Here is a 24,293-nt window from a genome sequence, read left to right on the forward strand (position 1 = left end):
CCGTGCAGGCCGAAGTGCGCTCAGCACCGGTACGATTGCTCGTTATGGCTGATGGTCCCCTGATCGTCCAGAGCGACCGCACCGTGCTACTGGAGGTCGCCCACCCGAACGCGGAGGACGCTCGACACGAGCTCGCGATCTTCGCGGAACTCGAGCGGGCGCCCGAGCACATCCACACCTACCGCATCACCCGGCTGGGGCTGTGGAACGCGCGCGCGGCCGGACACGACGCCGAGGACATGCTCGCGACGCTCGACCGGTGGTCGCGCTTCCCCGTGCCGCCGTCGGTGTCGACCGACATCCGCGAGACGGTCACGCGCTACGGACGTCTCGTGATCGAGCGCGATGACGAGGGCACGCTCGTGCTGCGCTCGAACGACGAGGCCGTGCTCGCCGAGGTCACCCGGAACAAGCGCATCCAGCCGCTGCTGCTGGGCCACCCGACCCCCGACGCCTACGTCATCGACGCCTGGGCCCGCGGCCAGATCAAGCAGGAGCTGCTGAAGATCGGCTGGCCCGCCGAGGACCTCGCCGGTTTCACTCCCGGCACGCCCCACGAGATAGAGCTGCACGAGGACGGCTGGACGCTGCGCCCCTATCAGCGCAAGGCCGTCGACATCTTCACCGAGGGCGGCTCGGGCGTCGTGGTGCTCCCCTGCGGCGCCGGCAAGACGCTCGTGGGCGCCGCAGCGATGGCCGACACCAAGACGACGACGCTCATCCTCGTGACCAACACCGTCAGCGCACGGCAGTGGCGCAACGAGCTGCTCAAGCGGACGAGCCTGACCCCCGAGGAGATCGGCGAGTACTCCGGTCAGACGAAGGAGGTCAAGCCGGTCACCATCGCGACCTACCAGATCCTCACCGCGAAGCGGAAGGGCGAGTACGCCCATCTCGCGCTCCTGGATGCGCTCGACTGGGGCCTCGTCGTGTACGACGAGGTGCACCTGCTGCCGGCACCGGTGTTCAAGCTGACCGCCGACCTGCAGGCACGACGCCGCCTGGGTCTCACCGCGACGCTCGTGCGCGAGGACGGCCGCGAAGGCGACGTGTTCAGCCTCATCGGCCCCAAGCGCTTCGACGCTCCGTGGAAGGAGATCGAGGCCCAGGGCTTCATCTCCCCCGCCGTCTGCTACGAGGTGCGCGTCGACCTCCCGGCATCCGACCGGCTCGAGTACGCGGCGTCCGCCGACGACGAGCGCTACCGCCTCGCGGCGACCGCGCACGCCAAGATCGGGGTGGTCCGCGACCTCGTGGCGAAGCACACCGGCGAGCAGATCCTGGTGATCGGGCAGTATCTCGACCAGATCGATGTGCTCTCCGACGCGCTCGGAGCGCCGAAGATCACGGGGTCGACCCCGGTCGACGAGCGCGAGGAGCTGTACGACGCTTTCCGTACGGGCGAGATCCCGGTGCTGATCGTGTCGAAGGTGGCCAACTTCTCGATCGACCTCCCCGACGCCTCCGTGGCCATCCAGGTCTCGGGCTCGTTCGGCTCGCGCCAAGAAGAGGCGCAGCGTCTGGGACGCCTCCTGCGACCGAAGTCGAACGGCCACACCGCGAGCTTCTACACGCTCATCGCGCGCGACACCGTCGATCAGGACTTCGCACAGAACCGGCAGCGCTTCCTCGCCGAGCAGGGATACAGCTACACGATCCTCGACGCCGAGAAGCTCGAGGCTGCCTGAGCGTCTCGCCGCGCGCGAGCTGCGTCAGGGCTTGGTGAGCTCGGGCGTCGGCTCGCCGGGAAGCGGAACGGTCGCCGTCGGCGTCGGCATCGGGATCGGAGCCGGCAGGGACGCGCGCGGGAGAGCGTAGGTGCGCACGATGGGTCGCCGCCGCAGCACGAGCTCGACGGCGAGACAGTAGCCCCCGAGCAGCAGCAGCGACGTCGCGAAGCTCACCCAGCCGACATCCGCCGCCGCCGGGTCGGCTCCCGTCGCGATCCCGGTCACGAAGGCCAGCAGGTTGTTGACGATGTGCACGGCGATGGCCGCTTCCAGCCCGCCCGTCCGCCAGGTGAGCCAGCCCGCGGCGATCGCGAAGAGGCCGACCGCGGCCTGACCGACGGGGTCGTACCCGTGTCCGAGGACGAACACGGGAACCGGGAGCAGGATGGCGAACAGCGGATGCCGCAGCCACCGGCCGATGGACTGCATGAGGTAGCCGCGGAACACGTACTCCTCGGCGGTGGCCTGGACCGGCACCACGAGGATGACCACGAGCAGGCTCAGCCACAGGGTGGCGCCCACGGGGGGCGTGAGCGATTCTCCGGTCTGCTCGGCGGGGAGGAGCGCGGTGGCGACGGCCACGACGATCGCCATGGCCACGGCCAGCCCGGCGCAGACGAGCAGCCACCGCCACCGCAACCGTCCGAACACGGCGGAGGCGAACCCGACACGACGTCCGTTGACGATGAGCGACGCGAGCAGGTACGCGGGCAGCAGCAGCGCGATCGCGCCGAGGCCGATGAACAACGAGAGCGGGTCCGAGATGTCCAGGACCCCGCCATCGTTGAGGACGCGATTCAGCGCCCGCGCCGCCTCGTCGCTCGACAGCGCGACCAGCAGGGCGACGAGCGCGGCGCCCAGCACCATGAGGAGGAAGAGGACGATGCCGAGAGCGCCCACCGCGAGCGGGGTCCACCATCCCGAACGACGCCGCGCGAACACGAGCCGGTGGAATGCGAGACGGTCGGAATCGATCGGACGCGGCATGGCTCCATCCTCTCGCGGCTCCTACCAGGTCGACGCCCTGCGGCGCGATATCCAGCAAACCGATGGGATCCGGTGCCAGTATGGGCCTATGACAGCACCGCGCATCCTCGTCGTGGACGACGAACCGAACATCCGTGACCTGCTGATCACCGGGCTGAAGTTCGCCGGATACCAGGTCCGCGCCGTCGGCAACGGCGCGCAGACGATCTCGGCGGTGCTCGAGGAGGAGCCCGATCTGATCGTGCTCGATGTGATGCTGCCCGACATGAACGGCTTCAGCGTCACCAAGCGGCTCCGCGGGGCGGGCTACACCGCTCCCATCCTCTTCCTCACCGCCAAGGACGAGACCGAGGACAAGATCGAGGGGCTCAACGCCGGCGGCGACGACTACGTCACCAAGCCGTTCAGCCTCGACGAGATCGTCGCGCGCATCCAGGCGATCCTGCGTCGCACGATGCAGGCCGACGAGGAGTCGATCATCCGGGCCGGCGAGCTGACGATGGACCAGGACACCCACGACGTCCAGGTCGGCGATGTCTCGATCGACCTGTCGCCCACCGAGTTCAAGCTGCTGCGCTACCTGATGCTCAACCCGAACCGGGTGCTCAGCAAGGCGCAGATCCTCGATCACGTCTGGGAGTACGACTTCAATGGCGACGCCGGCATCGTCGAGAGCTACATCTCGTACCTGCGGCGCAAAATCGATCCGCACTCGTCCGAGCCGCTGATCCAGACCAAGCGCGGCTTCGGATACATGCTCAAGGCCGACAAGTCGGCCTGATCCGCGGGAGCGCAGACGCCTGAGCGATTCCGCGAACGACGGCGTCACCCGATGGTGGCGCGGCATCAGCCTGCGCACGAAGGTGACCGGGGTCATCGTCACGCTGCTCGCGATGGGTCTGATCGCCGCGGGCGTCGGCACGATGATCTTCCTCCGGAACGCCCAGGTCGCAGCGCTCGACGGCAGCCTCCGTTCGCTGGCCCCGACCGATCTGGCGAGCACGGTGATGGATGTCACCGTCGAAGACGGGATCGCTCTGTTCGAGGCGAAGGAGTCGCCGGCGCCGACCAACTTCGTCGTCGCGATCTACAGCGCCGAGGGTGAACTGCTGTCCGTCGCGGGCGGACCCGAGTCGGTCCGTCCCGATCTGCCCGCATCGTTCCCCCTCGATCGCACCGTCGTCAAGGGCACCGAGCCGTTCGAGCTCCCCGCCCGGCAGGGGAACGGCACGTTCCACGCGAGCGTCGACGTCCTCCAGCCGGAGGGGTCGCGCCAGAGCTACACGCAGCTCGTCGCCCTTCCGCTGACGTCGGTGACGCAGACCGTCGCGAACTTCATCAGCATCTACACCGTCATCGCCGCCCTCATCCTCGTGGCCGGCGCTCTCGGCACCCGCTGGCTCGTCACGCTGACTTTCCGCAGCCTCGGACAGGTCGAGGAGACCGCGATGACGATCGCGGCGGGCGACCTGAGCCAGCGCATGGGTGACATCTCGCCCGGCACCGAGGTCGGCCGGCTGAAGATCGCCATCAACGCAATGCTCGACCGCATCGACACGGCGCTCGCGCAGCGCGATGCCACCGTTCAGCAGATGAGGCGCTTCATCGGCGACGCCAGCCACGAGCTGCGCACCCCGCTCGTGACGGTCCGCGGCTATGCGGAGCTGTACCGCATGGGCGCGATCACCGACGCCGAGCACACCGCGCAGTCGATGGAACGCATCGAGAAGGAGGCCGTTCGGATGAGCGGTCTCGTCGAGGATCTCCTCGCGCTCGCGCGCCTCGACGAACGCCGCGACCTGGTCATCACGCCCGTAGACCTGCGCCCGATCGCCCGCGACGCGGCGCTGGACACGCGCGCGGCGGCGCCCGAGCGCACCGTCTCGGTGATCGAGTACTCCGATGAGACGCTCACGGTGGACCTGCCGACCGACACGGGGACCGGAGCGACCTCCAAGCGGTCCGGCGGCACACGGAACCGCACCGGCCAGACGCTCTCGCGTCTGCGGCGACGGCCGAAGGACGAGCGCACGGCACGCTCGGGGACGGACTCCGCCTCGACGCCGAGAAGAGCGGATGCCGCGGCGGCGAGCAAGCCGACCGCCGCCGATTCGAAGCCGCTGCTGCAGCCGTCCGAGCCGCCCCTCGTCCCCGTCGTGCTCGGCGATGAGAACCGCATCCGTCAGGTCGTCGCGAACCTGATCGGCAACGCTCGTCGGTACAGCCCGGAGGGCACGCCGATCGAGATCGCCGTCGGCCTCGACCGCGATGCGCGCATGGGGTGGATCTCGGTGATCGACCACGGCGAGGGCATTCCGGAGCCGCTGCGCGAGAAGATCTTCCAGCGGTTCTGGCGCGCCGACACGTCGCGTACGCGCGAGACCGGCGGCTCCGGTCTCGGGCTGTCGATCGTGGCCTCCATCGTCGAGGCGCTGCACGGGTCGATCGATGTCCAGGCCACGCCGGGCGGCGGGGCGACGTTCCGGGTCGCCTTCCCGCTGGCCGACCGTCGCGAGGCCGCCGAGCACCTCTGGATCGAGACCCAGCCGCTGCCGCGCCTGCGCGACGAGCGCTGACTCGACGACGGCGCCGACTCGACGACGGCGCCGGCTCCTCCCCCGGCTGCGCCGTGCAGCGGCGTATCCCTCGTCGGCTCCGGTGCGCCCCTCGGCGCGCGTGCGGCGACCTAGCGTGTCGGCATCCCCTCGACGCAAGGAGCGACATGGCCATCTTCTCCGTAGACAGCGACGCCGTGGCGAGCGCCACCGCCGCCATCCGAGCCACCTCGGGACGCATCGAGAGCGACACCGGCACGATGATGGCGCAGCTGACGCAGCTTCAGGGCTCCTGGACCGGAAACGCGGCGCTCGCCTTCCAGACGGTCGTCGAACGTTGGCGCGCCGCCCAGCGCGAGGTCGAGGCAGCGCTCGGCGACATCGGCTCGGCACTGGATGCCGCGGGGCAGCAGTACCTGCACGCCGAGGCCGCTGCTGCAGGCCTCTTCCGCTGACCGAACCCGTCCGCCCGCCCGGAACGACAGAACGGCCCCTCCCGGAGGAGGGGCCGTTCTGTCTGCGATGGATCAGAAGTCCATGCCACCCGTGGGGTCGCCCGCGGGAGCGGGGGTCTTCTCCGGCTTGTCAGCCACGACCGCCTCGGTCGTGAGGAACAGCCCGGCGATCGACGCGGCGTTCTGCAGCGCGGAGCGCGTCACCTTGGCGGGGTCGATGATGCCCTGCTCGAACAGGTTGCCGTACTCACCGGTCGCGGCGTTCAGGCCGTGACCGATCTCGAGCTCGGCCACCTTGTTGGCGACGACGCCCGGCTCGAGGCCGGCGTTGAGGGCGATCTGCTTCAGCGGAGCCTCGATGGCGACGCGAACGATGTTGGCACCGGTCGCCTCGTCACCCGTGAGCTCGAGTCCGGCGAACGCGTTCTTGCCGGCCTGGATGAGCGCGACGCCACCACCGGCGACGACACCCTCCTCCACAGCAGCCTTGGCGTTGCGGACGGCGTCCTCGATGCGGTGCTTGCGCTCCTTGAGCTCGACCTCGGTCGCAGCTCCGGCCTTGATGACGGCGACGCCACCGGCGAGCTTCGCGAGGCGCTCCTGGAGCTTCTCGCGGTCGTAGTCGCTGTCGGTGTTGTCGATCTCGCGGCGGATCTGCGTCACGCGGCCCTCGAGCTGAGCCGAGTCACCGGCACCCTCGACGATCGTGGTCTCGTCCTTGGTGATGATGACCTTGCGGGCACGGCCGAGCAGGTCGACGGTCGCGTTCTCGAGCTTGAGGCCCACCTCTTCGGTGATGACCTGGCCGCCGGTGAGGATCGCGATGTCCTGCAGCTGAGCCTTGCGACGGTCGCCGAAGCCGGGAGCCTTGACGGCAGCCGACTTGAAGATGCCGCGGATCTTGTTGAGCACCAGCGTCGCGAGAGCTTCGCCCTCGACGTCCTCGGCGATGATGAGGAGCTCCTTGCCCTCCTGGATCACCTTGTCGACGATGGGCAGAAGGTCCTTGATGTTCGAGATCTTCTGGTTCGCGATGAGGATGTACGGGTCCTCGAAGACAGCCTCCTGGCGCTCCGGGTCCGTGACGAAGTACGGGTTGATGTAGCCCTTGTCGAAGCGCATGCCCTCGGTGAGCTCGAGCTCGGTGCCGAAGGTGTTCGACTCCTCGACGGTGACGACACCCTCCTTGCCGACCTTGTCGATCGCCTCGGCGATGAGCTCGCCGATCGAGGCGTCAGCGGCCGAGATCGATGCGGTGGCAGCGATCTGCTCCTTCGACTCGACCTCCTTGGCGTCGGCGAGGAGCTGGTCGGTGATGGCCTTGACGGCCTTCTCGATGCCCTTCTTGAGCGAGATGGGGTCGGCGCCGGCTGCGACGTTGCGCAGGCCCTCGCGGACGAGCGCCTGAGCGAGAACCGTCGCGGTGGTCGTTCCGTCACCGGCGACGTCGTCGGTCTTCTTGGCGACCTCCTTGACGAGCTCCGCGCCGATCTTCTCGTACGGGTCGTCGAGCTCGATCTCCTTGGCGATCGAGACGCCATCGTTCGTGATGGTGGGGGCGCCCCACTTCTTTTCGAGCACGACGTTGCGACCGCGCGGGCCGAGCGTCACCTTGACGGCGTCGGCCAGCGTGTTCAGGCCGCGCTCGAGGCCACGGCGGGCCTCCTCGTCGAAAGCGATGATCTTTGCCATGTGTGTGTCGTCCCTCCCGGACGGTGGAGAACAGTCTTTAGCACTCGATGAACGTGAGTGCTAAAGCCATTCTGGCACTCGCCCATGGGGAGTGCAAGCCGCGTCGCACGCGGCCGGACCGGGGAACGACAGAGCGCGCCGCGATCGCGGCGCGCTCTGTGCGAATGGAGCGATTCAGGCGACGACACGCACCGATTCCGCTTGCGGACCCTTCTGCCCCGTCCCCACGGTGAACTCGACCGCCTGCCCTTCCTCGAGCACGCGGAAGCCGCTCATCTCGATGTTGGAGTAGTGGACGAAGACGTCCTGCCCTTCGTTCACGGTGATGAAGCCGAAACCCTTCTCGGCGTTGAACCACTTGACGGTGCCCTGTGTCATGCGAATCTCCTGATGCTGTGCGACAGCGTCATCGTATGCAGGGCGTTCGGCCGGATCCGGCCCTTCCGGTCACTGTTGACACGGCTGCATCGAGAATTTCACGAGCGTGAAACACGCCCGCTCATTCGCCCTCGGACGTACCACCCGCGCGGTCTTCACCGACGACCACGGTCAGCTGCTTACTCGGGGTTCCGTCGGCGGCGTCGGGGCCCGCGTACGCCTCGCTCATCTCCACGTCCGCCCCGCCGATGACCTGGGCGAGACCTCGCGCGGCGCCCTCGTCCTCCGCGGCCACGTAGAAGATCGTGGTCGTCGCGAAGTCGTGGGTGCTCGCCTCGCCCGCGTCGACGATGTCCGAGTTCCACCCCGCGCCGACGACGGTGTCTCGGAGAGAGCTCGCCAGCCCCCGTTCCGAGGTGGCGTTGAGGATCAGCACCGGATACGACGTGTCGACGACCGGATCGGCCTCGACCGGGGCCTCCACGACGGCCGTCGCGGTCGGCTCTGCGGGGAAGAGCGCGATGCGCCCGGTGACGATCATGGTGCCGACGATGCCCGCGGCGACCAGGACGATGACCGCGGCCGCAGCCCAGCCGAGAACGACGCCGGCACGAAGCCGCGGGTTCTCCGCCCGGTGGGCGCCGACGCGGGTGGTGTCGGCGGGGAGCTCGTCGAAGCGGTCTTTCGGGTATGTCGTTGTCGGCACGGAGGAATGCTATCTGCCGAAGCTCCGCGTCACATGGCCGCGCGGTCGGTGCGAGAGCGCTCCGCAGCCGCGCGCATGCGCCGCAGGCGGTGCACCAGCATCGGGTCGTGCGAGACCGCGTCGGGCGAATCGATGATGCGTCCGAGCAGCTGGTAGTACCGCGCGGGGCTCAGGTCGAGCTCCGCGCGGACCGCTTCTTCCTTCGCGCCGCTGTGAGCACCCCAGCGGGCCTCGAAGTCGAGGAGCGAGCGGTCGCGATCGGAGAGTGCCACCCCTCCACGCTACGACTGCGGACGCACAGAGCCGGGACGCCACTCCCACCATCGGCCGAGCGGATCGGCCGCAGCGTCGATCTCGCCGTCCAGGGCGACGGCGAAGCCATGCGGCCATCCGGTCGGTGCGCCGTTCGACCATCCGTCGTGCGTAGCCGGGTCGTCGATCGTGAGCCAGCGTCCGAGGCCGCGGGCCGTCTCGATCACGCGGGCGCGACGCTCCCGCGGAATGTGCACGAGGACGCCGGGCGTCGTGATCACGAGCGTCGCCTCGGCCGGCGCGAGGGCTGCGACTTCCGGAAGCAGGTCGAGGGCGTCCCCCGCGAACAGCAGCGGCGGATCGGATGCCGCAACCGACGCGGCCGCGCGGATCCGGTCGGCACGGCCGCCTTCGCCGGGCCAGACCAGACGCGCCAGCCAGTCGACGTCTCGCGGGTCTCGCACGTCGAGCGGCGCCAGGTCGATGCCCGCACGCCAGACGACCTCGGGATGCCGGACGTGCGGCATCCGCTCCCCCGTCACCTCGCTGACGAGCTCGACCGGCGATGTCCCCGTCGGCGGATCGAGCCGCACCTCGCCGGCCGATCCGACGTAGCGATACGAGTAGCGGTCGGGGTACAGGCAGAGCCCCGCGCTCGCGCCGACCTCGAGCAACGCGATCGGGCCGTCCATCCTCGACAGGGTGGGAAGGAGCGCGGCGCAGCGCAGCGGCTCGTTCGTCTGCACCGAGCGGGCGAGGCTCTCCTCGACCACCGCGTCGGCGTTCTCGAGCACCCATGCGGCCCACGACTCGGCGGCCACATCACCCGAGCCGAGCAGCCGGCACACGGCGAACACCAGCGGCGGCTGGCGGCGGCTCGCCGGGAGCCGGGTGAGCACCTGCTGGAGAGCCGGATCGTCGACGACACGCTGCGCCCACGCGGCATACAGGTCGGAACGCCCGGGAGCCTCGTCTTCGGCGAAGCGGCGGTAGCGCGCGATCACGGCGGCGAACTCGTCGGACATGAGGACATTCTCCGGGAACATCGACCCGCATCGTCGAGTTGAATAGGACGAGGCGAAGGAGCAGACATGACCTATTCCGTGAACAAGACCGACGAGCAGTGGCGCGAGGAGCTCACCCCCGAGCAGTACGCCGTGCTGCGGCAGGCGGGCACCGAGCGCGCCTGGACCGGCGAGCTGCTCGACGAGGGCCGGGCCGGCCTGTACGCCTGCGCCGCCTGCGGCGCCGAGCTGTTCAAGAGCGGCACCAAGTTCGACTCGCACTGCGGCTGGCCGAGCTTCTACGAGTCGGTGCGCCCCGAGGCGGTCGAGCTCATCGAGGACCGCTCGCACGGGATGGTGCGCACGGAGGTGCGCTGCGCCAACTGCGGCTCGCACCTCGGCCACGTCTTCCCTGACGGCTTCGGCACCCCCACCGGCGATCGCTACTGCATGAACTCGCTGTCGCTGTCGTTCACGCCCGAGCAGGAGAAGTGACCGGAGCCTTCGAGGCCGCCGGTGGGCGCCGGTCGTGGTCGAAGGTCACCGACGACGCCCCGACGCACGAGGAGCTCGTCCGTCTGGTCTCGGCCGCGGGGCGCGTCGCCGATCATTCGTCGTTGCGCCCGTGGCGACTCATCGAGATCCGCGGAGACGGCCGCACGCGGCTGGGTCGCGCCCTGAACAAGGCGGAGGGCAAGCGCGGAGCCTCGACGAAGCCGTTGCGCGCGCCGCTGCTCATCGCGGTCGTGGCGAGCTACAGCAAGAAGAGCAAGGTCCCGCGGTGGGAGCAGGAGGCCGTGGCATCCGGTGTCGCGCATCTGCTGAGCCTGCTGCTGGACGAGGCGGGGTGGGGCGTCTTCTGGCGCACGGGTGGCAACACGCGTTCGAAGGCGGTCGCGAAAGCGCACAAGCTCGGCAAGCGGGAGGAGCTGCTCGGGTGGCTCTACGTGGGCGGCAAGCCGGCGGATCGCGACTCGGGTCGGCGCAAGACGATCGACGGCGACGCCTTCCTCAGCCCGATGCCCTGATCGCGTCAGGTCGGCGACTGCGTGCCGGCTCGCACGCGGCGCGTCGTCAGCCGGCTGTCGTCGAGCAGATCCGACATGTCGACGTCGAGCGCCGCCGAGATCCGCGCCAGCTCTTCGATCGACATCGCCGATGGACGCCGGACATGCAGGCGGCGGGCGAGCGTGCGCATGGGGATGCCGCTCGCCTCAGCCAACCATTCCTGCGTCAACCGCTCATCCGCGAGAACCGCGCGGATGGACCGAGCCACTCGAGCGCTTAGCAAGCCGTCTGCCATATGGCAACAGTATTGACACTCTTGCCACTTGGCAATAGTTGCGCCAAACTTGGCACGTGCCCACAGGAAAGACGCCGGAACCCGGTCCCCTCAGTCGCCATGTCGCCCGTCTGCTCTCCAGCGAGATCGCACGCCGCGGATGGCGCCAGATCGACATCGCCGCGCGGGCGGGCATGTCCGCTTCGCAGCTGTCGCGAGCCCTCGCTGCGAAGAAGGTCTTCACGCTCGATCAGCTCGACGCGGTGTGCCGCGCCGTCGGCATCGCCATCGCGGACGTCGTCGTGATGCCCGACGGGCGGCGGCGCCGCGGCCCCGGAGCCATCGACATCGCGCGTGTCGACGGCTCCGGGGCTTCCCGCCGCAGCGGACAGGCCGTGGCCAAGGCACCGCACGATGACCGCGGAGCAGACGACGGTAACGGATGACGAAGCCGGGCGGCACGACGGCGGCATCTCGGCCAAACTTGGCACGTGCCCACAGGAAGAACACCGGAACCCGGCCCGCTGAGCCGTCACGTCGCGAATCTGCTCGCCACCGAGATCGCCCGCCGCGGGCTGCGTCAGACCGACGTCGCCGCAGCAGCGGGCATGTCGGCCTCGCAGCTGTCGCGCGTTCTCGCAGCGAAGAAGGTCTTCACGATCGACCAGCTCGACGGCGTGTGCCGCGCGGTCGGCATCCCCCTCGCGCAGGTCGTCGTCGTGCCGGGGCAGCAGCCGTCCCGGCGAACCCGCGACGGGTCGGACATCCCTCGCATCGATGTCGGACCCTCCGGCGATACTGAGCGGGCGGTGGCCAAAGTGCCACAGGACGACCGCGGAGGGGATGCCGGTGACGGATGACGAACTTCTCGAGACGCTCGATCTTCTCGGCGTCGGCCTGACGATCGCCGACCTGCCTCCCGACCGAGACGGCGAATACGAGCACGGGCTCCGCATCGTGCGACTCCGACCGGGAATGGCCCGCCGTCTCCACCGGTCGGTACTGGCGCACGAGTGCGCTCATGCCGTCTACGGCGATGTGCCGCTTCGCGATCCGCATCACGCCGAACGGCAGGAGGCGAGGGCCGACGAATGGGCGGCGCGGATGCTGGTGCCGATCGACGACTACGCACGCGCCGAGAGCATCCACGACGGACACGTCGACGCGATGGCCCTCGAGCTCGACGTCACCGTCGACCTGATCCGGGCCTTCCAGCGCTCCCTCCGGCATCCTCGCGCTCTGCGCATGCCGGGTATCCCGACGGGCGCGTCGCGGTAGCACAGCGGCCCGCATGCAGCCGACCGCATGAGTCGAGACGTAAAATCGACGGATGCCCGGATGCGCCTCGAGCGCGGGTCGGAGGCAGAAGCCGCTGACCACCGGAGACACCGCGGGAGTTGCATTGCACGGAAACGCCACCACTCGTTACGACGACGTCGCCCTCCTCTCGGTCGCGAGTGTCCTCCCCTCACGCGTCACCTCTTCCGATGCGATCGAGGACCGATTGTCGGACGTCCTGCGGCAGCTCAAGCTCAAGCCCGGGCTGCTGCGTCGTGTCGCGGGTGTGAACGAGCGACGCAACTGGGCGGAGGGCGAGTCGTCCGACGACGCGACCATCCAGGCGGGCCGCCGAGCGCTCGACGAGGCCGGCGTCCGTCCCGACCAGATCGGTCTGCTCATCAACACCTCGGTGTCGCGGAAGCATCTCGAGCCGTCGGTGGCCGTACGCCTGCATCACGGGCTCGGCCTGCCGACCTCGGCCATCAACTTCGACGTCGCCAACGCCTGCCTCGGCTTCATCAACGGCATGAGCCTCGCGTCGGGCATGATCCAGTCGGGCCAGATCGACTACGCGATCATCGTGAACGGCGAGGACGCCGACGAGATCCAGGTCAACACGGTCGACCGTCTCAATCGCGGCGGTCTCGACCGCGACGGTTTCATGAGCGAGTTCGCCTCGCTGACCCTCGGCTCGGGCGCCGCTGCCGCTGTGCTCGGCCGCGCGAGCGAGAACCCCGGCGGCCACCGCATCGTCGGCGGGGTGACGCGCGCCGCCACGCAGTTCCACGAGCTGTGCGTCGGGAGCGTCGACGGGATGTTCACCGATGCGAAGGCGCTCCTCAAGGGCGGACTCGCACTCGTGGTCGATGCCTGGAAGGAAGCGCAGTCCACGTTCTCGTGGTCGGGCATCGACCGCTACGTCACGCACCAGGTGTCGTCGGTGCACACGAACGCGATCGTCAAGGCCGTCGGCCTGGATCGTCGCCGGGTTCCCGTGACCTACCCCCATCTGGGCAACGTGGGACCGGCATCCATCCCCATCACGCTCGACGCCGAGAAGGCGACCCTCCAGCGCGGCGACCGGGTGCTGCTCATGGGTGTCGGCTCGGGCCTGAACACCAGCATGCTGGAGCTCGCCTGGTGATCCCCGTGGTGCCGCGGGAGCTTCCCGGGATCGAGAGCGGCATCTCGACGACCCGTGTCGTCGCCGGTGTCGGAGCCGATGCCGGCTCGCAGCGTCGCTGGCACCTTCTCGACACCGCTCCCGTGCTCGATCGGGAGGGGATCTCACCGGTCGGAACGATCGTCGCGGTGCACGGCAACCCGACCTGGTCGTACCTGTGGCGCGGCCTCGTCACGACATCGCTGCAGCGCGCGCGAGCCGGCGCACCGGCCTGGCGCGTCGTCGCCGTCGATCAGCTCGAGATGGGCTACTCCGAACGCACCACGCTGACCCGCGGACTGCCGCAGCGCATCGACGACCTCGGCGCGCTCATCGACGACCTCGACCTCACCGGCACGCTCGTGACCATCGGCCACGACTGGGGCGGCCCGGTCTCGTTGGGGTGGGTTGTCCGCCATCGCGACCGCGTCGACGGCGTCGCCGTGCTGAACACCGCGGTCCATCACCCGGCCGGGATGCCGCTGCCCTCCGCTCTGCGCGTCGCGGGGGCGCGGTCGCTGCTGGCCACGACGACGGTGAAGACGACCGCGTTCCTCGACACGACTCTCGCGCTCGCCGATCCCCCGCTCGCGCCGGACGTCCGCGCGGCCTACCGGGCGCCCTACGCGTCGAGCGAGCTTCGCCGCGGCATCGGCGCCTTCGTCGCCGACATCCCGGCGACCCCCGAGCACCCCAGCACGCCGGCGCTCGACGAACTGGCGGGCGGCCTCGTCGATCTGACGGTCCCCGCGCTGCTGCTGCGCGGGCCACGCGACCCGGTGTTCGGCGAGCACCACCTCGACGATCTCGCGCGCCGCCTCCCCCACGCCGATGTCCACCGCTTCGAAGGCGCCGGTCACATGCTGGCGGAGGAACGGCCGTATGCCGACCTCGTCCTCGACTGGCTCGACGACACCGGCCTCTCGTCGGGTCGTGCCGGTGACGTAGACGCCCGGTCCGGCGATGCGGATGCGAGTGCGGACGACGCCCGCCCGTTCGTGCCGATCTGGCAGCGGCTGTACGACCGGCGCGACGACGACGCCACCGCCGTCGTCGACCTCACTCGGCGCGTCGACGGCGAACCCCTGGCGGTCAGCTGGCGCGAGCTCGCGCAGCGTGTCGATCAGCTCGCCGGGGGCTTCTCGTCCTTCGGCATCCGACGCGGCGACCGCGTCTCGCTGCTCGTTCAGCCCGGTCCGACGCTGACCGCCGTGCTGTACGCGTGCCTGCGCATCGGGGCCGTCGTCGTGGTCGCGGACCGCGGGCTGGGCGTCCGCGGACTCTCGCGCGCCGTCCGCGGCACCGAGCCCGCCTTCGTGATCGGCGAGCGCGCGGGCCTCGCCGCCGCACGCGCGCTCGGCTGGCCGGGTCGGCGGATCTCAGCGCCGAACCTGCCTGCCGCGGCAGCGCGTGCGCTGGGGGTCGAGGCGTCGCTGACCGAGATCGCCGCGGCGGGGTCTCGGGCCGCTGTGCCGGCTCCCCCGTCCGGAGACGACGAAGCAGCCATCCTCTTCACCTCCGGCTCGACGGGCCCCGCGAAGGGCGTCGTGTACACCCACGCGCAGCTGGCCGCTCTGCGCGACACCCTCGGGGCTCACTTCGACGTCACCCCCGACGTCGGACTGGTGACGGGCTTCGCGCCTTTCGCCCTCCTCGGTCCGGCGCTCGGAACACGGTCCGCGACTCCGCGCATGGATGTCTCCGCGCCGCGCACCCTCACCGCGACCGCGGTCGCCGAAGCGGTCCGCGCCTCGCGTGCCCGCATCGTGTTCCTCTCGCCCGCCGCCGTCGCCAACGTCTGCGCCACCGCAGGCGCCCTCACCCGCGCCGACCGCGAGGCGCTCGCCCAGGTCCGGACGTTCCTGTCGACCGGCGCGCCCGTGAGCATCGACCTCCTCCGGCAAGCCCACGACCTGATGCCCCAGGCACAGGCGCATACCCCCTACGGCATGACCGAATGCCTGCTCGTGACCGACGTCACGCTCGACGAGCTCGAGCGCGCGCAGCAGTCGCCCGACGCCGGGGTCTGCGTGGGCACGCCGATCGGCGCGGGAACCGTGCGCGTCTCCGCTCTCGACCTCGACGGTCGGGCGACCGGTGACCTGTCGGACGCTCCCCACGTCACCGGCGAGATCGTGGTCTCGGCGCCTCACCTCAAACGCGGCTACCACCGCCTGTGGGCGACCGATCGGGACGCCGTCCGAGGAACGGAGTCGCATCCGGGACGCTGGCATCGCACCGGCGACGTCGGTCACTTCGACGCCGACGGCCGCCTGTGGGTCGAGGGCCGACTCCCCCACGTCATCGTCACGAGCGAGCGCCCGGTGACACCTGTCGGTCCGGAGCAGCGGATCGAAAAGCTCGATGACGTCCGCCGGGCCGCGGTCGTCGGGGTCGGACCGCGCGGCCGACAGGTCTGTGTCGCGGTCGTCGAGACCACCCCGGGCACGCGCCGGGCCGACCTCGCACCGTCGGGGATGGCGGACCGCATCCGCGCGGCATCCGATGCTCCCATTGCCGCCGCCCTCGTCGTCCCGGTGCTGCCGACCGACATCCGACACAATTCGAAGATCGACCGGACCCGTTTGGCGGCGTGGGCCGAGCGGGTGCTCGCGGGCGAGAAGCCGAGCGCGCCGTGATCGTCCTGGCCACCGGGGCATCCGGCTTCCTCGGGCAGGCTGTCGTCGCAGAGCTGATCTCGGCCGGGCACGAGGTGCGCACCCTCCAGCGCCGCCCCACGGGCGTCGCGGAGGCGCACGACATCCAGGGATCGGTCACCGACCCGGCGACCGTGTCGGATGCCGTCGCCGGAGCGGACGCCGTCGTCCATCTCGCCGCGAAGGTGTCATTGGCCGGCGACCGGCGCGAGTTCCACGACGTCAACGTCGGCGGAACGACGACGCTGCTCGATGCCGCCGCAGCAGCGGGGGTTTCGCGATTCGTCCAGGTCTCCTCCCCCTCGGTCGCCCACGCCGGCTCCGCCTTGGCGGGAGCCTCAGCCGACCCGGCGGATCCGGTCCGGGCCCGTGGCGAGTACGCCCGCACGAAGGCCGAGGCGGAACTGATCGCCCTCGGTCGAGACACGGAGGCGATGCGCGTCGTCGCCGTTCGGCCGCATCTCGTGTGGGGCCCGGGCGACCCTCAGCTCATCGAACGCATCGTGGCGCGCGCCCGACGGCGCACCCTGCCTCTCCTCAACGGCGGCACGGCCCTGATCGACACCACCTACGTCGACAATGCGGCGTCGGGCATCGTCGCCGCGTTGCACCGAGCGGATGCCGTCGGCGGTCGCGCTTACGTCCTCACGAACGGCGAACCGCGGCCCGTCGGCGACCTCATGGCGGGTATCTGCCGGGCGGCGGGCGTCCCCGAGCCGAGGCTTCGCCTGCCTGCCGCGATCGCTCGCGCCGCCGGAGCCGCCGTCGAAAGAGTATGGGACGTGCGCCCCGGCGCCGACGAGCCGCCGATGACCCGCTTCCTCGCCGAACAGCTCTCGACCGCCCACTGGTTCGATCAGACGGAGATCCGTCGCGATCTGCAGTGGGCGCCGACGGTCTCGATCGACGAGGGCCTGTCCCGGCTCGCGGAGCACTACGCGGCGCGTCGCTGAGTCTGGCTCAGCGCACCGGTCGCCGCCACGGCACGACGGCGATGACCACGCCGACGAACGCGACGGCTGCGGCAATCGTCGCGGCGAGCAGCGACGGCCCCGACGGGGGTGGCGCGATCACGTCGAGGACGATCGACGCGGCGAGCAGCCCGACGACCGATCCGAGGCCCAAGAGAAGCACCCCGGTGCGCTTCACCAGCGCCGCCGAGAGCACGATGTAGACGACGCCCACCGCACCGCCGAGGTACATCCAGGGCTCGAGGGGCAGCGCCTTCGGCATCCCGTTCACGGTCACGCTCACGACGGCGGCGATGCCGAGGGCGATCGATCCTCCCGTGAAGTTCACGACCGTGGTCGAGAGAGGGCTGCCGAGCTCCTGGCGCAGCCGACCGTTCGTGCCCTGCTGCCAGGCGATGCCGGCTCCCGCGATGAGCGGCAGCGCGAGCATCCACCACGCGACGGGTTCACCTCGCTGTCCGAATGCGCAGAGCACCACGCCGACGATCGCGAGGAGCCCGCCCACCAGGCGCGGAAGGGTCACAGCCACGACACCCGCGGGGCCGTAGCCCACCCGGTCGAGCACGAGCCCTCCCGCGGTCTGACCGGCGACGAGCCCGACGGTGAACAGCGCCACGCCGATCGTGGCGACGGTAAGACCCTGGGTCGCGACCGTGACGGCGCCCGCGAGTCCGCCGAGCAGCATCCAGATGGGGATGCCGCGCCCCGCGCCCCGCGCGAGGAGGCGCAGACCCCACCGTCCGCTCGGCACCAGCAACGTGATCGCGAGGATCAGCACCAGCCCGCTTCCGAACGAGATGCATGCCGCGACGAATCCGTCCCCCACCGCAGCGCCGAGCGCGCCGTTGATGCGCGCCTGCACGGCCGTCAGGACACCGATCAACACCGTCGCGGCGATCGCCACGCCGAGCGGCAGAGCCGGGGGTCGATTCTGGTCGGTCACTCGGTCAATAGTGCATCAGGAGGGCCGCGCACCACGAACCGCGCACTGCGTCCACCCCCTCTTGACGGTTGCCCGGCGAGCGGCGAGCGTGGATGAGGAGAACGGGGAACGATTCGCGGGTCCGGTCCACACGTCGCATATCCCCCCTCAGTGCGGCGGCCGACACGCGAATCGTTCTTCTCCGGGGACCATCATGGGTCGATTCATCTACGGAAATGGAAACACCAAGGTCGAGATCGAGGATCGCGCACTCGCGCATCTGCAGCAGGTCATCGGCTCCAAGCTCCGCCGAAACGAACGCTTCTTCTTCACATGGCGCGACGACGTGAGCATCGGCGACGGCCGCCGCTCGGTGTGGATCCACCAGAACGCCGACCTGGTCTTCACGTACCACGGCCACCGCTCGCCGCAACTGAATCGCGATTGGCTGGAGGCACTCACCACCGTCGCGAACTCGGGCAGCGGCCTCTACCTCACACCCGAGCCCGCGCCCCGTGGCCACCACGATCCGGCGGGGCGGCGAGAACGAGCCGACGCGATCGGTCTCGGCTGACGGGCCGCCTAGGCTGGTTCCCATGTACGTGGGAACCATTCGTCGGGTCGAGAACACCTCCGTCGAACTCGCGGGGCACTCGCTCGAGGAGATCCGGGATCAAGCGCACGCTGCGGCACCCGAGGGCTTCGACCTCGTGTCGGCACCGGTGCAGATGATCAAGGGCAGCACCGAGCTCAAGGCGACTGCGACCTATCAGCGCCGTGACGGCATGCGCGACATCGAGGCCGACGACCGTGCGGCGTTGTTCGCGAAGGTCCCCGAGGGCTGGCAGCTCGTCAACATCCGCAAGCACTGACGTCTCGGTCGGGGGCGGTTAGCCCGACGACCGCGAATTGGCAACCCCGTGCTGGGGCGGCGGACGCCGTGGCAGGGTGCATGACGATGCGTTACGTGAAGTACGGGGGCGAGACTTTCATCACCAGCGATGCCGTCGCCCGCGCGCTGCTGGCTCTGACGGCGAGCGTCGCAGCGTCATCGGGAAGCGAAGTCGTCACCATCCTCGCCATCGAGCCCGGCTCGGACGAGCCCACGCAGGTGGACCTCGTCATCGGATCGGGCATCCACATCTTCTCGCGGCCCGCGGCGGTCGCCATCCCGGAGCCGGACTTCGAGGATGCCGTCGGCTGGCTGCAGCTGCATCCCGATTTTCCCCGCCGCTCCCCCGAGACGGACACGGCGCCCGCGACCGAGGACCCCTCGTCGTGGAACGAGGATTTCGGCGGAGCGATCGACATCATCTGAGCGCTCTGCGCTAGCGTTCGGGACATGGAGTCACACCGACGCCTGCGCGACCTCGGACTGCTCTCACTCGCCGTCCTCCTGGGCGCCACGGGCTGCACTGCGCAAGCCGCCGGCGAAGAGGAGGCGCTCACGTCGACGCCCTCCTCCACGCAGCCACCACGACAGACGGCCGCCCCCGCACCGTCCACGCCGACGCCGACGCCGACGCCGCTGCCGATCGATTCCGTGCCGCCGTGCGACGAGATGCTGACCACCGAGCAGGTGCGTGCGGCGGCTGACGACGATGCCAGGGTCAATGCGCTCGCGAGCACGGCGTGGAGCGCCGAAGCACTCCCTGGCCCGCTGGCTCGCGATGCACATGAGGGCGCCCGGACCACGACGAGCTGCGGGTGGGGCATCCCGCAGTCGGACGGCACCGTGCACCTCGAAGTCGCACTGCTCGAGCCTCAGGTCGAGCGCGACCTGCGAACCGCGCTCGAAGCCTCTAGCGAGTACAGCCACGACACCTCCGCGGGTATCGAGCTCTTCCATCGCGAGGTCACCGACGGTATCGGGAGTGTTCTCGCGTACGCGCTGAGCGACGGAGTATGGGTGATCATCGACGGCACGCTGGTCGACGAGACGACCGCGGCAGACCTCGCACGCGATGCGATGGGACGGATCCTCGCGCGCTGAGCGAGTGTTGGAGCCGACTACGGGAGTCATCCCGAGTTTTCGACGATGCGCTACGTTTTGCCCATGACGACGTTCTGGGTGATCTCGATCGTCGCGGGCGCTGCCGTCGTAGGAGCCGCGCTGGTCTACGGTCTCCGCGAGAGCCGTAGCGGCCGGCTCGAGGCGTATTCCGGCCGATGGTTCGCCGTCGTCGCACTGGCGGGTGCCGGTGGAGGCGCCTTGGTGATCGGCGCGCTGAACCTGCTGCGATGAGACGCGGGCGGGCAGCATCTTCTTCCTGCCGATGCGAATGCCAGCCCGCCGCTGCGGGCCTTGTGCGGCTCGGCGACCGCGCGGGTTAGCCCACGCGGGGACGATGAACCCGCCCCGCCCGGACGCAGCGGTGCTTTTTGGAGCCGACTACGGGACTTGAACCCGTAACCCCCGTATTACAAGTACGGTGCGCTACCAATTGCGCCAAGTCGGCAAGGCGTCCAGTCTATCGACGGACGCGGGCGGCGCCGAACCTCGGCAGCCGCGACGACTCCCCCTCAGGACGCGGGCGCCTCGGTCGGCGTCGGCGTCGGGGTGGGTGCGGACTTGTAGTACGCGTCGCTCGCGGTCGTCAGGACGAACTGCGAGAACTCGGCGGGGTCGCTCAGGTCACCGATGTACTGCTTGCCGTTGACGAGCACCATCGGCGTGCCGGTGAGCGCCAGGCCGTTCGTGTCGGGGATGCCGGCGACGGCACGCTCGGTCGCCGACTTGGCCCAGGCGGCGTACGAGCCCGACTCGATGCAGTCGCGCACGACACGGGTCGAGTCGACCCCGGATGCCTGCGCCATGTTGGCCAGCTCGGTGTCGGAGTACCCGTCGGTGTCGACCTCGGGCTGCCGCGTGAGGAGCTCGTTGTTGAACGCGAAGAAGGCGTCCGGGGCGTTCGTCGCGACGCACGCCGCTGCGCTGGCCGCGCGGAGCGAGTACTTCGTCCCGTTCGACTTCGCCGTGAGCATCGCCACCGGGTAGTAGCTGAGGGTGACGGCGCCGTCGTCCACCCAGGAGGTGAGCTGCTGCGCGTTGGCGACCTGCCATTCGCGGGCACCGGCGGAGAGGTAGTCGACGTAGACGCGGATCTCGACGGGCGGCGCCGCCGTGGTCGTCGGGGCTGGGAGTTCCTCGGCGGGGGTCGCGGCCGCGGCATCCGGGGCGGACTCTGCAGGCGCGGACGCGTCGGCCTCGGCGGCGATGTCGGTCGAGACCGAGGTGTTGACGACGTCGGCGACGACGAAGCCGTCGCCCGAGGCGGTGGCGGGCTCGAGCTGCGGGGCGCTGCCGGCGCTCGAGACGGTCCAGGTCACCGCGACGGCGGCGGCGGCCACGACTCCGACAGCAAGTACGCCCAGGCCCGAGCGACGGGCGATGCGCGCACGCGACTGCCGGGTGTGAACCTGCAGCGCCTTCTCACGCACCGCCTCGCGGCGGTCGGTGACTGCCGGCGTTTCAGGTGCGTCAGGAGTGTCGTCAGAAGACATGGAACCTCGGGGAACAGAAGAAGGATGAGGGCCGAGCGATGGCACTCGCGACGGGCTTCACGAGTGATTCGATGGTAATCAGCCAGCCTGGGAAAGCCCAGAGCACGACCCCGATCGTGTTGTCCGCCGCTCACCCGCGCCCGTGCCATACTGAGAGCGCGCCCGATGAGGGGCGTACGGGGGCGACCCCGTTCCATTCACAACGGATCGTCCGGCACGTACCTGCCGGTGAAGGAGAAGAAACGATGGCGACTGTCACTTTCGACAACGCAACCCGTCTGTACCCCGGTGGCACGCGCCCCGCGGTCGACAAGCTCAACCTCGAAGTGGGCGACGGCGAGTTCCTCGTCCTGGTCGGCCCCTCCGGTTGCGGAAAGTCCACCTCGCTGCGCATGCTCGCGGGCCTCGAAGAGGTCAACTCGGGCAGCATCCGCATCGGCGAGCGCGACGTCACCGACGTTCCCCCGAAGGACCGTGACATCGCCATGGTCTTCCAGAACTACGCGCTGTACCCGCACATGACGGTCGCCGAGAACATGGGCTTCGCGCTCAAGATCGCCGGCGTCGGCAAGGAAGAGCGCGCTCAGCGCGTGCTCGAGGCAGCCAAGCTCCTCGACCTCGAGGAGTACCTGACCCGCAAGCCGAAGGCCCTCTCGGGTGGTCAGCGTCAGCGTGTCGCGATGGGTCGCGCCATCGTCCGCAAGCCGCAGGTGTTCCTCATGGACGAGCCGCTGTCGAACCTCGACGCCAAGCTCCGCGTCCAGACCCGTACCCAGATCGCCTCGCTGCAGCGCAGCCTCGGCGTCACCACGGTCTACGTCACGCACGACCAGACCGAGGCTCTGACGATGGGTGACCGCATCGCGGTCCTCAAGGACGGCATCCTGCAGCAGGTCGGCACCCCGCGCGACCTGTACGAGAAGCCGAACAACGTCTTCGTCGCCGGCTTCATCGGCTCGCCCGCCATGAACCTGTTCACGGCATCGCTCGCCGAGGGCGGCGTGCAGTTCGGCACCAAGGTCGCGGGCGTCGAGGCCGACACGCTCGGCAAGGCGAACGGCTCGTCGGTCACGATCGGCATCCGTCCCGAGGACATCATCGTCAACCCCGAGGACGGCCAGGGTCTGACCGTCGACGTCGACCTGGTCGAGGAGCTCGGTGCTGACGGCTACCTCTACGGCCACACCGACATCAACGGCAAGCGCACCGACATCGTCGCGCGCGTCGACGGCCGCCGTCACCCGAACGCGGGCGACCGGGTCGTCCTCGCTCCCGTCACCGGACACATCCACGTGTTCGACGGCGAGACCGGCGAGCGCCTCACCGACAAGGCCATCGCTTCGGCCTGATCCGGTATCTTCGTACGCTGCGGCGCGGGTGGCCTCTGGTCGCCCGCGCCGCAGTCTTTGCGCCTCACATCCGATCGGAGAACCCGTGACCGCTTCGCTCTCGATCACCGCCAGCAGTGTCGACCCGGGCCTGCTCGCCCTCCCCTGGTCGACGACCCTCGCCGACTGGTCGACACCCGACATCGTCTACCTGCCCAAGGGCATCTCGCGTCACCTGGTGCGGTTCGCGAACCTGTCCGGACGGGTCGTGGCGATCAAGGAGACGACGGCGACGATGGCCCGGCGCGAGTACGAGATGCTCGGTTCGCTGCAGCGTCTCGACGTGCCGTGCGTCGAGCGGGTGGCGGTCATCGACGGTCGGCGCGACGCGAACGGTGAGGAGCTGCCCGCAGCGCTCGTGACGGCGCACCTGAAGTTCTCGCTCCCCTACCGCGCCCTGTTCACGCAGGTGCTGCGCCCCGACACGGCGACGCGTCTCGTGGACGCCCTCGCCGTCCTCCTCGTACGTCTGCACAACGTCGGCTTCTTCTGGGGCGACGTCTCGCTGTCGAACACGCTGTTCCGCCGTGACGCGGGCGCGTTCGCGGCCTACCTGGTCGACGCCGAGACCGGCGAGTTGCACGAGCGCGGCCTCACGCGCGGTCAGCGGATGCACGATCTCGACATCGCGCGCACGAACATCGCGGGCGAGATCATGGACCTCGAGGCCGGTGGCCGCCTCGAGGGCGGCGTGGACGCCATCGCGATCGCCGACGGCATCATGTCGTCGTACCACTCGCTGTGGGCGGCTCTCACCGACCAGGAGACGTTCTCCGCGAACGAATCGTGGCGCATCACGGAGCGGGTTCAGAAGCTCAACTCGCTCGGTTTCGACATCGGCGAGATGTCGATCGACGCGGCTGCCGACGGCACGCGCGTGTCCATCCAACCTAAGGTCGTCGACGCCGGTCACCACCAGCGCCGGCTCCTCCGTCTGACGGGGTTGGATGTCGAGGAGAACCAGGCCCGGCGTCTGCTCAACGACCTCGACGAGTTCAGCGCGCGCGTCTCACGACTGGGGTCGAACGAGGAGATGGTGGCCCACGAATGGCTCACCCGCGTGTTCGAGCCCGTCGTGCTCTCGGTGCCGTGGGACCTGCGGGCCAAGCTCGAGCCCGCCGAGCTGTTCCACCAGGTGCTCGAGCACCGCTGGTACCTGTCGCAGACGGAGGGCCGCTCGATCCCCCTCGCCGAGGTGCTGTCGTCGTACGTCGAGAACGTGCTCCGTCACCGGCGCGACGAGGCGACCGTGATGGGTCCGCCGACCGAGACGATGTCGGTTCCGATCGTCACCGACTCCGTCCCGGTCGACGACGACGAGGCCGAGGTCGACTGGCGCGACCTCGTCTGACGGACGAGGCCGCGCC

Annotated in this window: 28 protein-coding genes and 1 tRNA gene; 19 read left to right on the forward strand and 10 right to left on the reverse strand. The window is 69.7% G+C overall.

Annotated elements, in window-relative coordinates:
• The first annotated feature begins 44 nt into the window (after positions 1 to 44).
• The gene (locus tag AA0Y20_RS13400) at positions 45 to 1,688 is read left to right on the forward strand and encodes a DNA repair helicase XPB (protein WP_412935200.1); all 1,644 of its coding nucleotides are present in this window, start codon (positions 45 to 47) and stop codon (positions 1,686 to 1,688) included.
• Positions 1,689 to 1,712: 24 nt separating this feature from the next.
• Here AA0Y20_RS13400 and AA0Y20_RS13405 read toward each other — a convergent pair whose 3' ends face one another.
• The gene (locus tag AA0Y20_RS13405) at positions 1,713 to 2,717 is read right to left on the reverse strand and encodes a CPBP family intramembrane glutamic endopeptidase (RefSeq protein WP_412935203.1); all 1,005 of its coding nucleotides are present in this window, start codon (positions 2,715 to 2,717) and stop codon (positions 1,713 to 1,715) included.
• A gap of 88 nt (positions 2,718 to 2,805) precedes the next feature.
• Between AA0Y20_RS13405 and AA0Y20_RS13410 the strand changes: the two genes are divergently transcribed.
• The 3 genes from AA0Y20_RS13410 (at position 2,806) to AA0Y20_RS13420 (ending at position 5,727) form a co-directional block, all read left to right on the forward strand.
• On the forward strand, positions 2,806 to 3,498 hold the full coding sequence (locus AA0Y20_RS13410; RefSeq protein ID WP_023954791.1) for a response regulator transcription factor: 693 nt from the start codon (positions 2,806 to 2,808) through the stop codon (positions 3,496 to 3,498).
• A gap of 142 nt (positions 3,499 to 3,640) precedes the next feature.
• The gene (locus tag AA0Y20_RS13415; RefSeq protein WP_412939650.1) at positions 3,641 to 5,293 is read left to right on the forward strand and encodes a sensor histidine kinase; all 1,653 of its coding nucleotides are present in this window, start codon (positions 3,641 to 3,643) and stop codon (positions 5,291 to 5,293) included.
• Between the two features lie 146 nt (positions 5,294 to 5,439).
• Entirely contained in the window at positions 5,440 to 5,727 is a 288-nt protein-coding gene (locus AA0Y20_RS13420) for a WXG100 family type VII secretion target (protein WP_412935206.1), read from the forward strand.
• Positions 5,728 to 5,799: 72 nt separating this feature from the next.
• Here the strand turns inward: AA0Y20_RS13420 and groL are convergent, their stop codons facing one another.
• The 5 genes from groL to AA0Y20_RS13445 form a co-directional block, all read right to left on the reverse strand.
• Complete coding sequence (gene groL / locus AA0Y20_RS13425; RefSeq protein WP_412935208.1) at positions 5,800 to 7,419, reverse strand: chaperonin GroEL; 1,620 nt, start codon at positions 7,417 to 7,419, stop codon at positions 5,800 to 5,802.
• 174 nt (positions 7,420 to 7,593) lie between these two features.
• Complete coding sequence (locus AA0Y20_RS13430; protein ID WP_023954799.1) at positions 7,594 to 7,797, reverse strand: cold-shock protein; 204 nt, start codon at positions 7,795 to 7,797, stop codon at positions 7,594 to 7,596.
• Between the two features lie 121 nt (positions 7,798 to 7,918).
• A complete protein-coding gene (locus tag AA0Y20_RS13435) occupies positions 7,919 to 8,503 on the reverse strand; it encodes a LytR C-terminal domain-containing protein (RefSeq protein WP_412935210.1) in 585 nt (194 codons plus the stop codon).
• A gap of 29 nt (positions 8,504 to 8,532) precedes the next feature.
• Positions 8,533 to 8,775, reverse strand: a complete 243-nt coding sequence (locus tag AA0Y20_RS13440) for a DUF3263 domain-containing protein (protein WP_412935213.1) — start codon at positions 8,773 to 8,775, stop codon at positions 8,533 to 8,535.
• A gap of 9 nt (positions 8,776 to 8,784) precedes the next feature.
• Positions 8,785 to 9,780 carry a DUF2332 family protein gene (locus AA0Y20_RS13445; protein WP_412935216.1) on the reverse strand — a complete coding sequence of 332 codons (996 nt, stop codon included), beginning with the start codon at positions 9,778 to 9,780 and terminating at the stop codon, positions 8,785 to 8,787.
• A gap of 66 nt (positions 9,781 to 9,846) precedes the next feature.
• Between AA0Y20_RS13445 and msrB the strand changes: the two genes are divergently transcribed.
• Positions 9,847 to 10,254: a peptide-methionine (R)-S-oxide reductase MsrB gene (msrB, locus tag AA0Y20_RS13450; protein ID WP_412935218.1), complete on the forward strand. Its 408-nt coding sequence runs from the start codon at positions 9,847 to 9,849 to the stop codon at positions 10,252 to 10,254.
• On the forward strand, positions 10,251 to 10,787 hold the full coding sequence (locus AA0Y20_RS13455; RefSeq protein ID WP_412935221.1) for a nitroreductase family protein: 537 nt from the start codon (positions 10,251 to 10,253) through the stop codon (positions 10,785 to 10,787). Before msrB ends, AA0Y20_RS13455 begins: the two co-directional genes overlap by 4 nt.
• Before the next feature lie 5 nt (positions 10,788 to 10,792).
• On the opposite strand, the gene AA0Y20_RS13460 is transcribed toward AA0Y20_RS13455, so the two are convergent.
• Entirely contained in the window at positions 10,793 to 11,035 is a 243-nt protein-coding gene (locus AA0Y20_RS13460) for a helix-turn-helix domain-containing protein (protein WP_412935223.1), read from the reverse strand.
• A gap of 83 nt (positions 11,036 to 11,118) precedes the next feature.
• Between AA0Y20_RS13460 and AA0Y20_RS13465 the strand changes: the two genes are divergently transcribed.
• The 6 genes from AA0Y20_RS13465 (at position 11,119) to AA0Y20_RS13490 (ending at position 17,094) form a co-directional block, all read left to right on the forward strand.
• A complete protein-coding gene (locus AA0Y20_RS13465; RefSeq protein ID WP_412935225.1) occupies positions 11,119 to 11,487 on the forward strand; it encodes a helix-turn-helix domain-containing protein in 369 nt (122 codons plus the stop codon).
• 45 nt (positions 11,488 to 11,532) lie between these two features.
• Positions 11,533 to 11,901: a helix-turn-helix domain-containing protein gene (locus AA0Y20_RS13470; protein ID WP_412935228.1), complete on the forward strand. Its 369-nt coding sequence runs from the start codon at positions 11,533 to 11,535 to the stop codon at positions 11,899 to 11,901.
• A complete protein-coding gene (locus AA0Y20_RS13475; RefSeq protein ID WP_412935231.1) occupies positions 11,891 to 12,319 on the forward strand; it encodes an ImmA/IrrE family metallo-endopeptidase in 429 nt (142 codons plus the stop codon). Before AA0Y20_RS13470 ends, AA0Y20_RS13475 begins: the two co-directional genes overlap by 11 nt.
• Before the next feature lie 124 nt (positions 12,320 to 12,443).
• On the forward strand, positions 12,444 to 13,466 hold the full coding sequence (locus tag AA0Y20_RS13480; RefSeq protein WP_412935233.1) for a 3-oxoacyl-ACP synthase III: 1,023 nt from the start codon (positions 12,444 to 12,446) through the stop codon (positions 13,464 to 13,466).
• On the forward strand, positions 13,463 to 16,123 hold the full coding sequence (locus tag AA0Y20_RS13485) for an alpha/beta fold hydrolase (protein WP_412935235.1): 2,661 nt from the start codon (positions 13,463 to 13,465) through the stop codon (positions 16,121 to 16,123). The genes AA0Y20_RS13480 and AA0Y20_RS13485 overlap by 4 nt, the downstream gene beginning before the upstream one ends.
• Positions 16,120 to 17,094, forward strand: a complete 975-nt coding sequence (locus AA0Y20_RS13490; protein ID WP_412935237.1) for an NAD-dependent epimerase/dehydratase family protein — start codon at positions 16,120 to 16,122, stop codon at positions 17,092 to 17,094. Before AA0Y20_RS13485 ends, AA0Y20_RS13490 begins: the two co-directional genes overlap by 4 nt.
• A 7-nt stretch (positions 17,095 to 17,101) precedes the next feature.
• On the opposite strand, the gene AA0Y20_RS13495 is transcribed toward AA0Y20_RS13490, so the two are convergent.
• Positions 17,102 to 18,055, reverse strand: coding sequence for a DMT family transporter (locus AA0Y20_RS13495; protein ID WP_412935240.1), 954 nt, complete (start codon positions 18,053 to 18,055; stop codon positions 17,102 to 17,104).
• Positions 18,056 to 18,248: 193 nt separating this feature from the next.
• Between AA0Y20_RS13495 and AA0Y20_RS13500 the strand changes: the two genes are divergently transcribed.
• The 5 genes from AA0Y20_RS13500 (at position 18,249) to AA0Y20_RS13520 (ending at position 20,279) form a co-directional block, all read left to right on the forward strand.
• Positions 18,249 to 18,608: an ATP-dependent DNA ligase gene (locus AA0Y20_RS13500; protein ID WP_412935242.1), complete on the forward strand. Its 360-nt coding sequence runs from the start codon at positions 18,249 to 18,251 to the stop codon at positions 18,606 to 18,608.
• A 22-nt stretch (positions 18,609 to 18,630) separates the two neighbouring features.
• Positions 18,631 to 18,906, forward strand: a complete 276-nt coding sequence (locus tag AA0Y20_RS13505) for a hypothetical protein (protein WP_412935244.1) — start codon at positions 18,631 to 18,633, stop codon at positions 18,904 to 18,906.
• An 80-nt stretch (positions 18,907 to 18,986) separates the two neighbouring features.
• Positions 18,987 to 19,352, forward strand: a complete 366-nt coding sequence (locus AA0Y20_RS13510) for a hypothetical protein (RefSeq protein ID WP_412935245.1) — start codon at positions 18,987 to 18,989, stop codon at positions 19,350 to 19,352.
• A 24-nt stretch (positions 19,353 to 19,376) separates the two neighbouring features.
• Entirely contained in the window at positions 19,377 to 20,027 is a 651-nt protein-coding gene (locus tag AA0Y20_RS13515; protein WP_412935248.1) for a hypothetical protein, read from the forward strand.
• A gap of 63 nt (positions 20,028 to 20,090) precedes the next feature.
• Positions 20,091 to 20,279, forward strand: coding sequence for a hypothetical protein (locus tag AA0Y20_RS13520; RefSeq protein ID WP_412935251.1), 189 nt, complete (start codon positions 20,091 to 20,093; stop codon positions 20,277 to 20,279).
• A gap of 138 nt (positions 20,280 to 20,417) precedes the next feature.
• Here the strand turns inward: AA0Y20_RS13520 and AA0Y20_RS13525 are convergent.
• Both AA0Y20_RS13525 and AA0Y20_RS13530 read right to left on the reverse strand, forming a co-directional pair.
• A tRNA-Thr gene (locus AA0Y20_RS13525) sits at positions 20,418 to 20,493 on the reverse strand.
• Between the two features lie 64 nt (positions 20,494 to 20,557).
• The gene (locus tag AA0Y20_RS13530) at positions 20,558 to 21,538 is read right to left on the reverse strand and encodes a DsbA family protein (protein WP_412935253.1); all 981 of its coding nucleotides are present in this window, start codon (positions 21,536 to 21,538) and stop codon (positions 20,558 to 20,560) included.
• Between the two features lie 245 nt (positions 21,539 to 21,783).
• Between AA0Y20_RS13530 and AA0Y20_RS13535 the strand changes: the two genes are divergently transcribed.
• On the forward strand, positions 21,784 to 22,887 hold the full coding sequence (locus AA0Y20_RS13535) for an ABC transporter ATP-binding protein (protein ID WP_412935256.1): 1,104 nt from the start codon (positions 21,784 to 21,786) through the stop codon (positions 22,885 to 22,887).
• Positions 22,888 to 22,972: 85 nt separating this feature from the next.
• The gene (locus tag AA0Y20_RS13540; RefSeq protein WP_412935259.1) at positions 22,973 to 24,277 is read left to right on the forward strand and encodes a DUF4032 domain-containing protein; all 1,305 of its coding nucleotides are present in this window, start codon (positions 22,973 to 22,975) and stop codon (positions 24,275 to 24,277) included.
• Positions 24,278 to 24,293 lie beyond the last annotated feature (16 nt).

Source organism: Microbacterium pratiae (genome assembly GCF_047302165.1).
GTDB lineage: Bacteria > Actinomycetota > Actinomycetes > Actinomycetales > Microbacteriaceae > Microbacterium.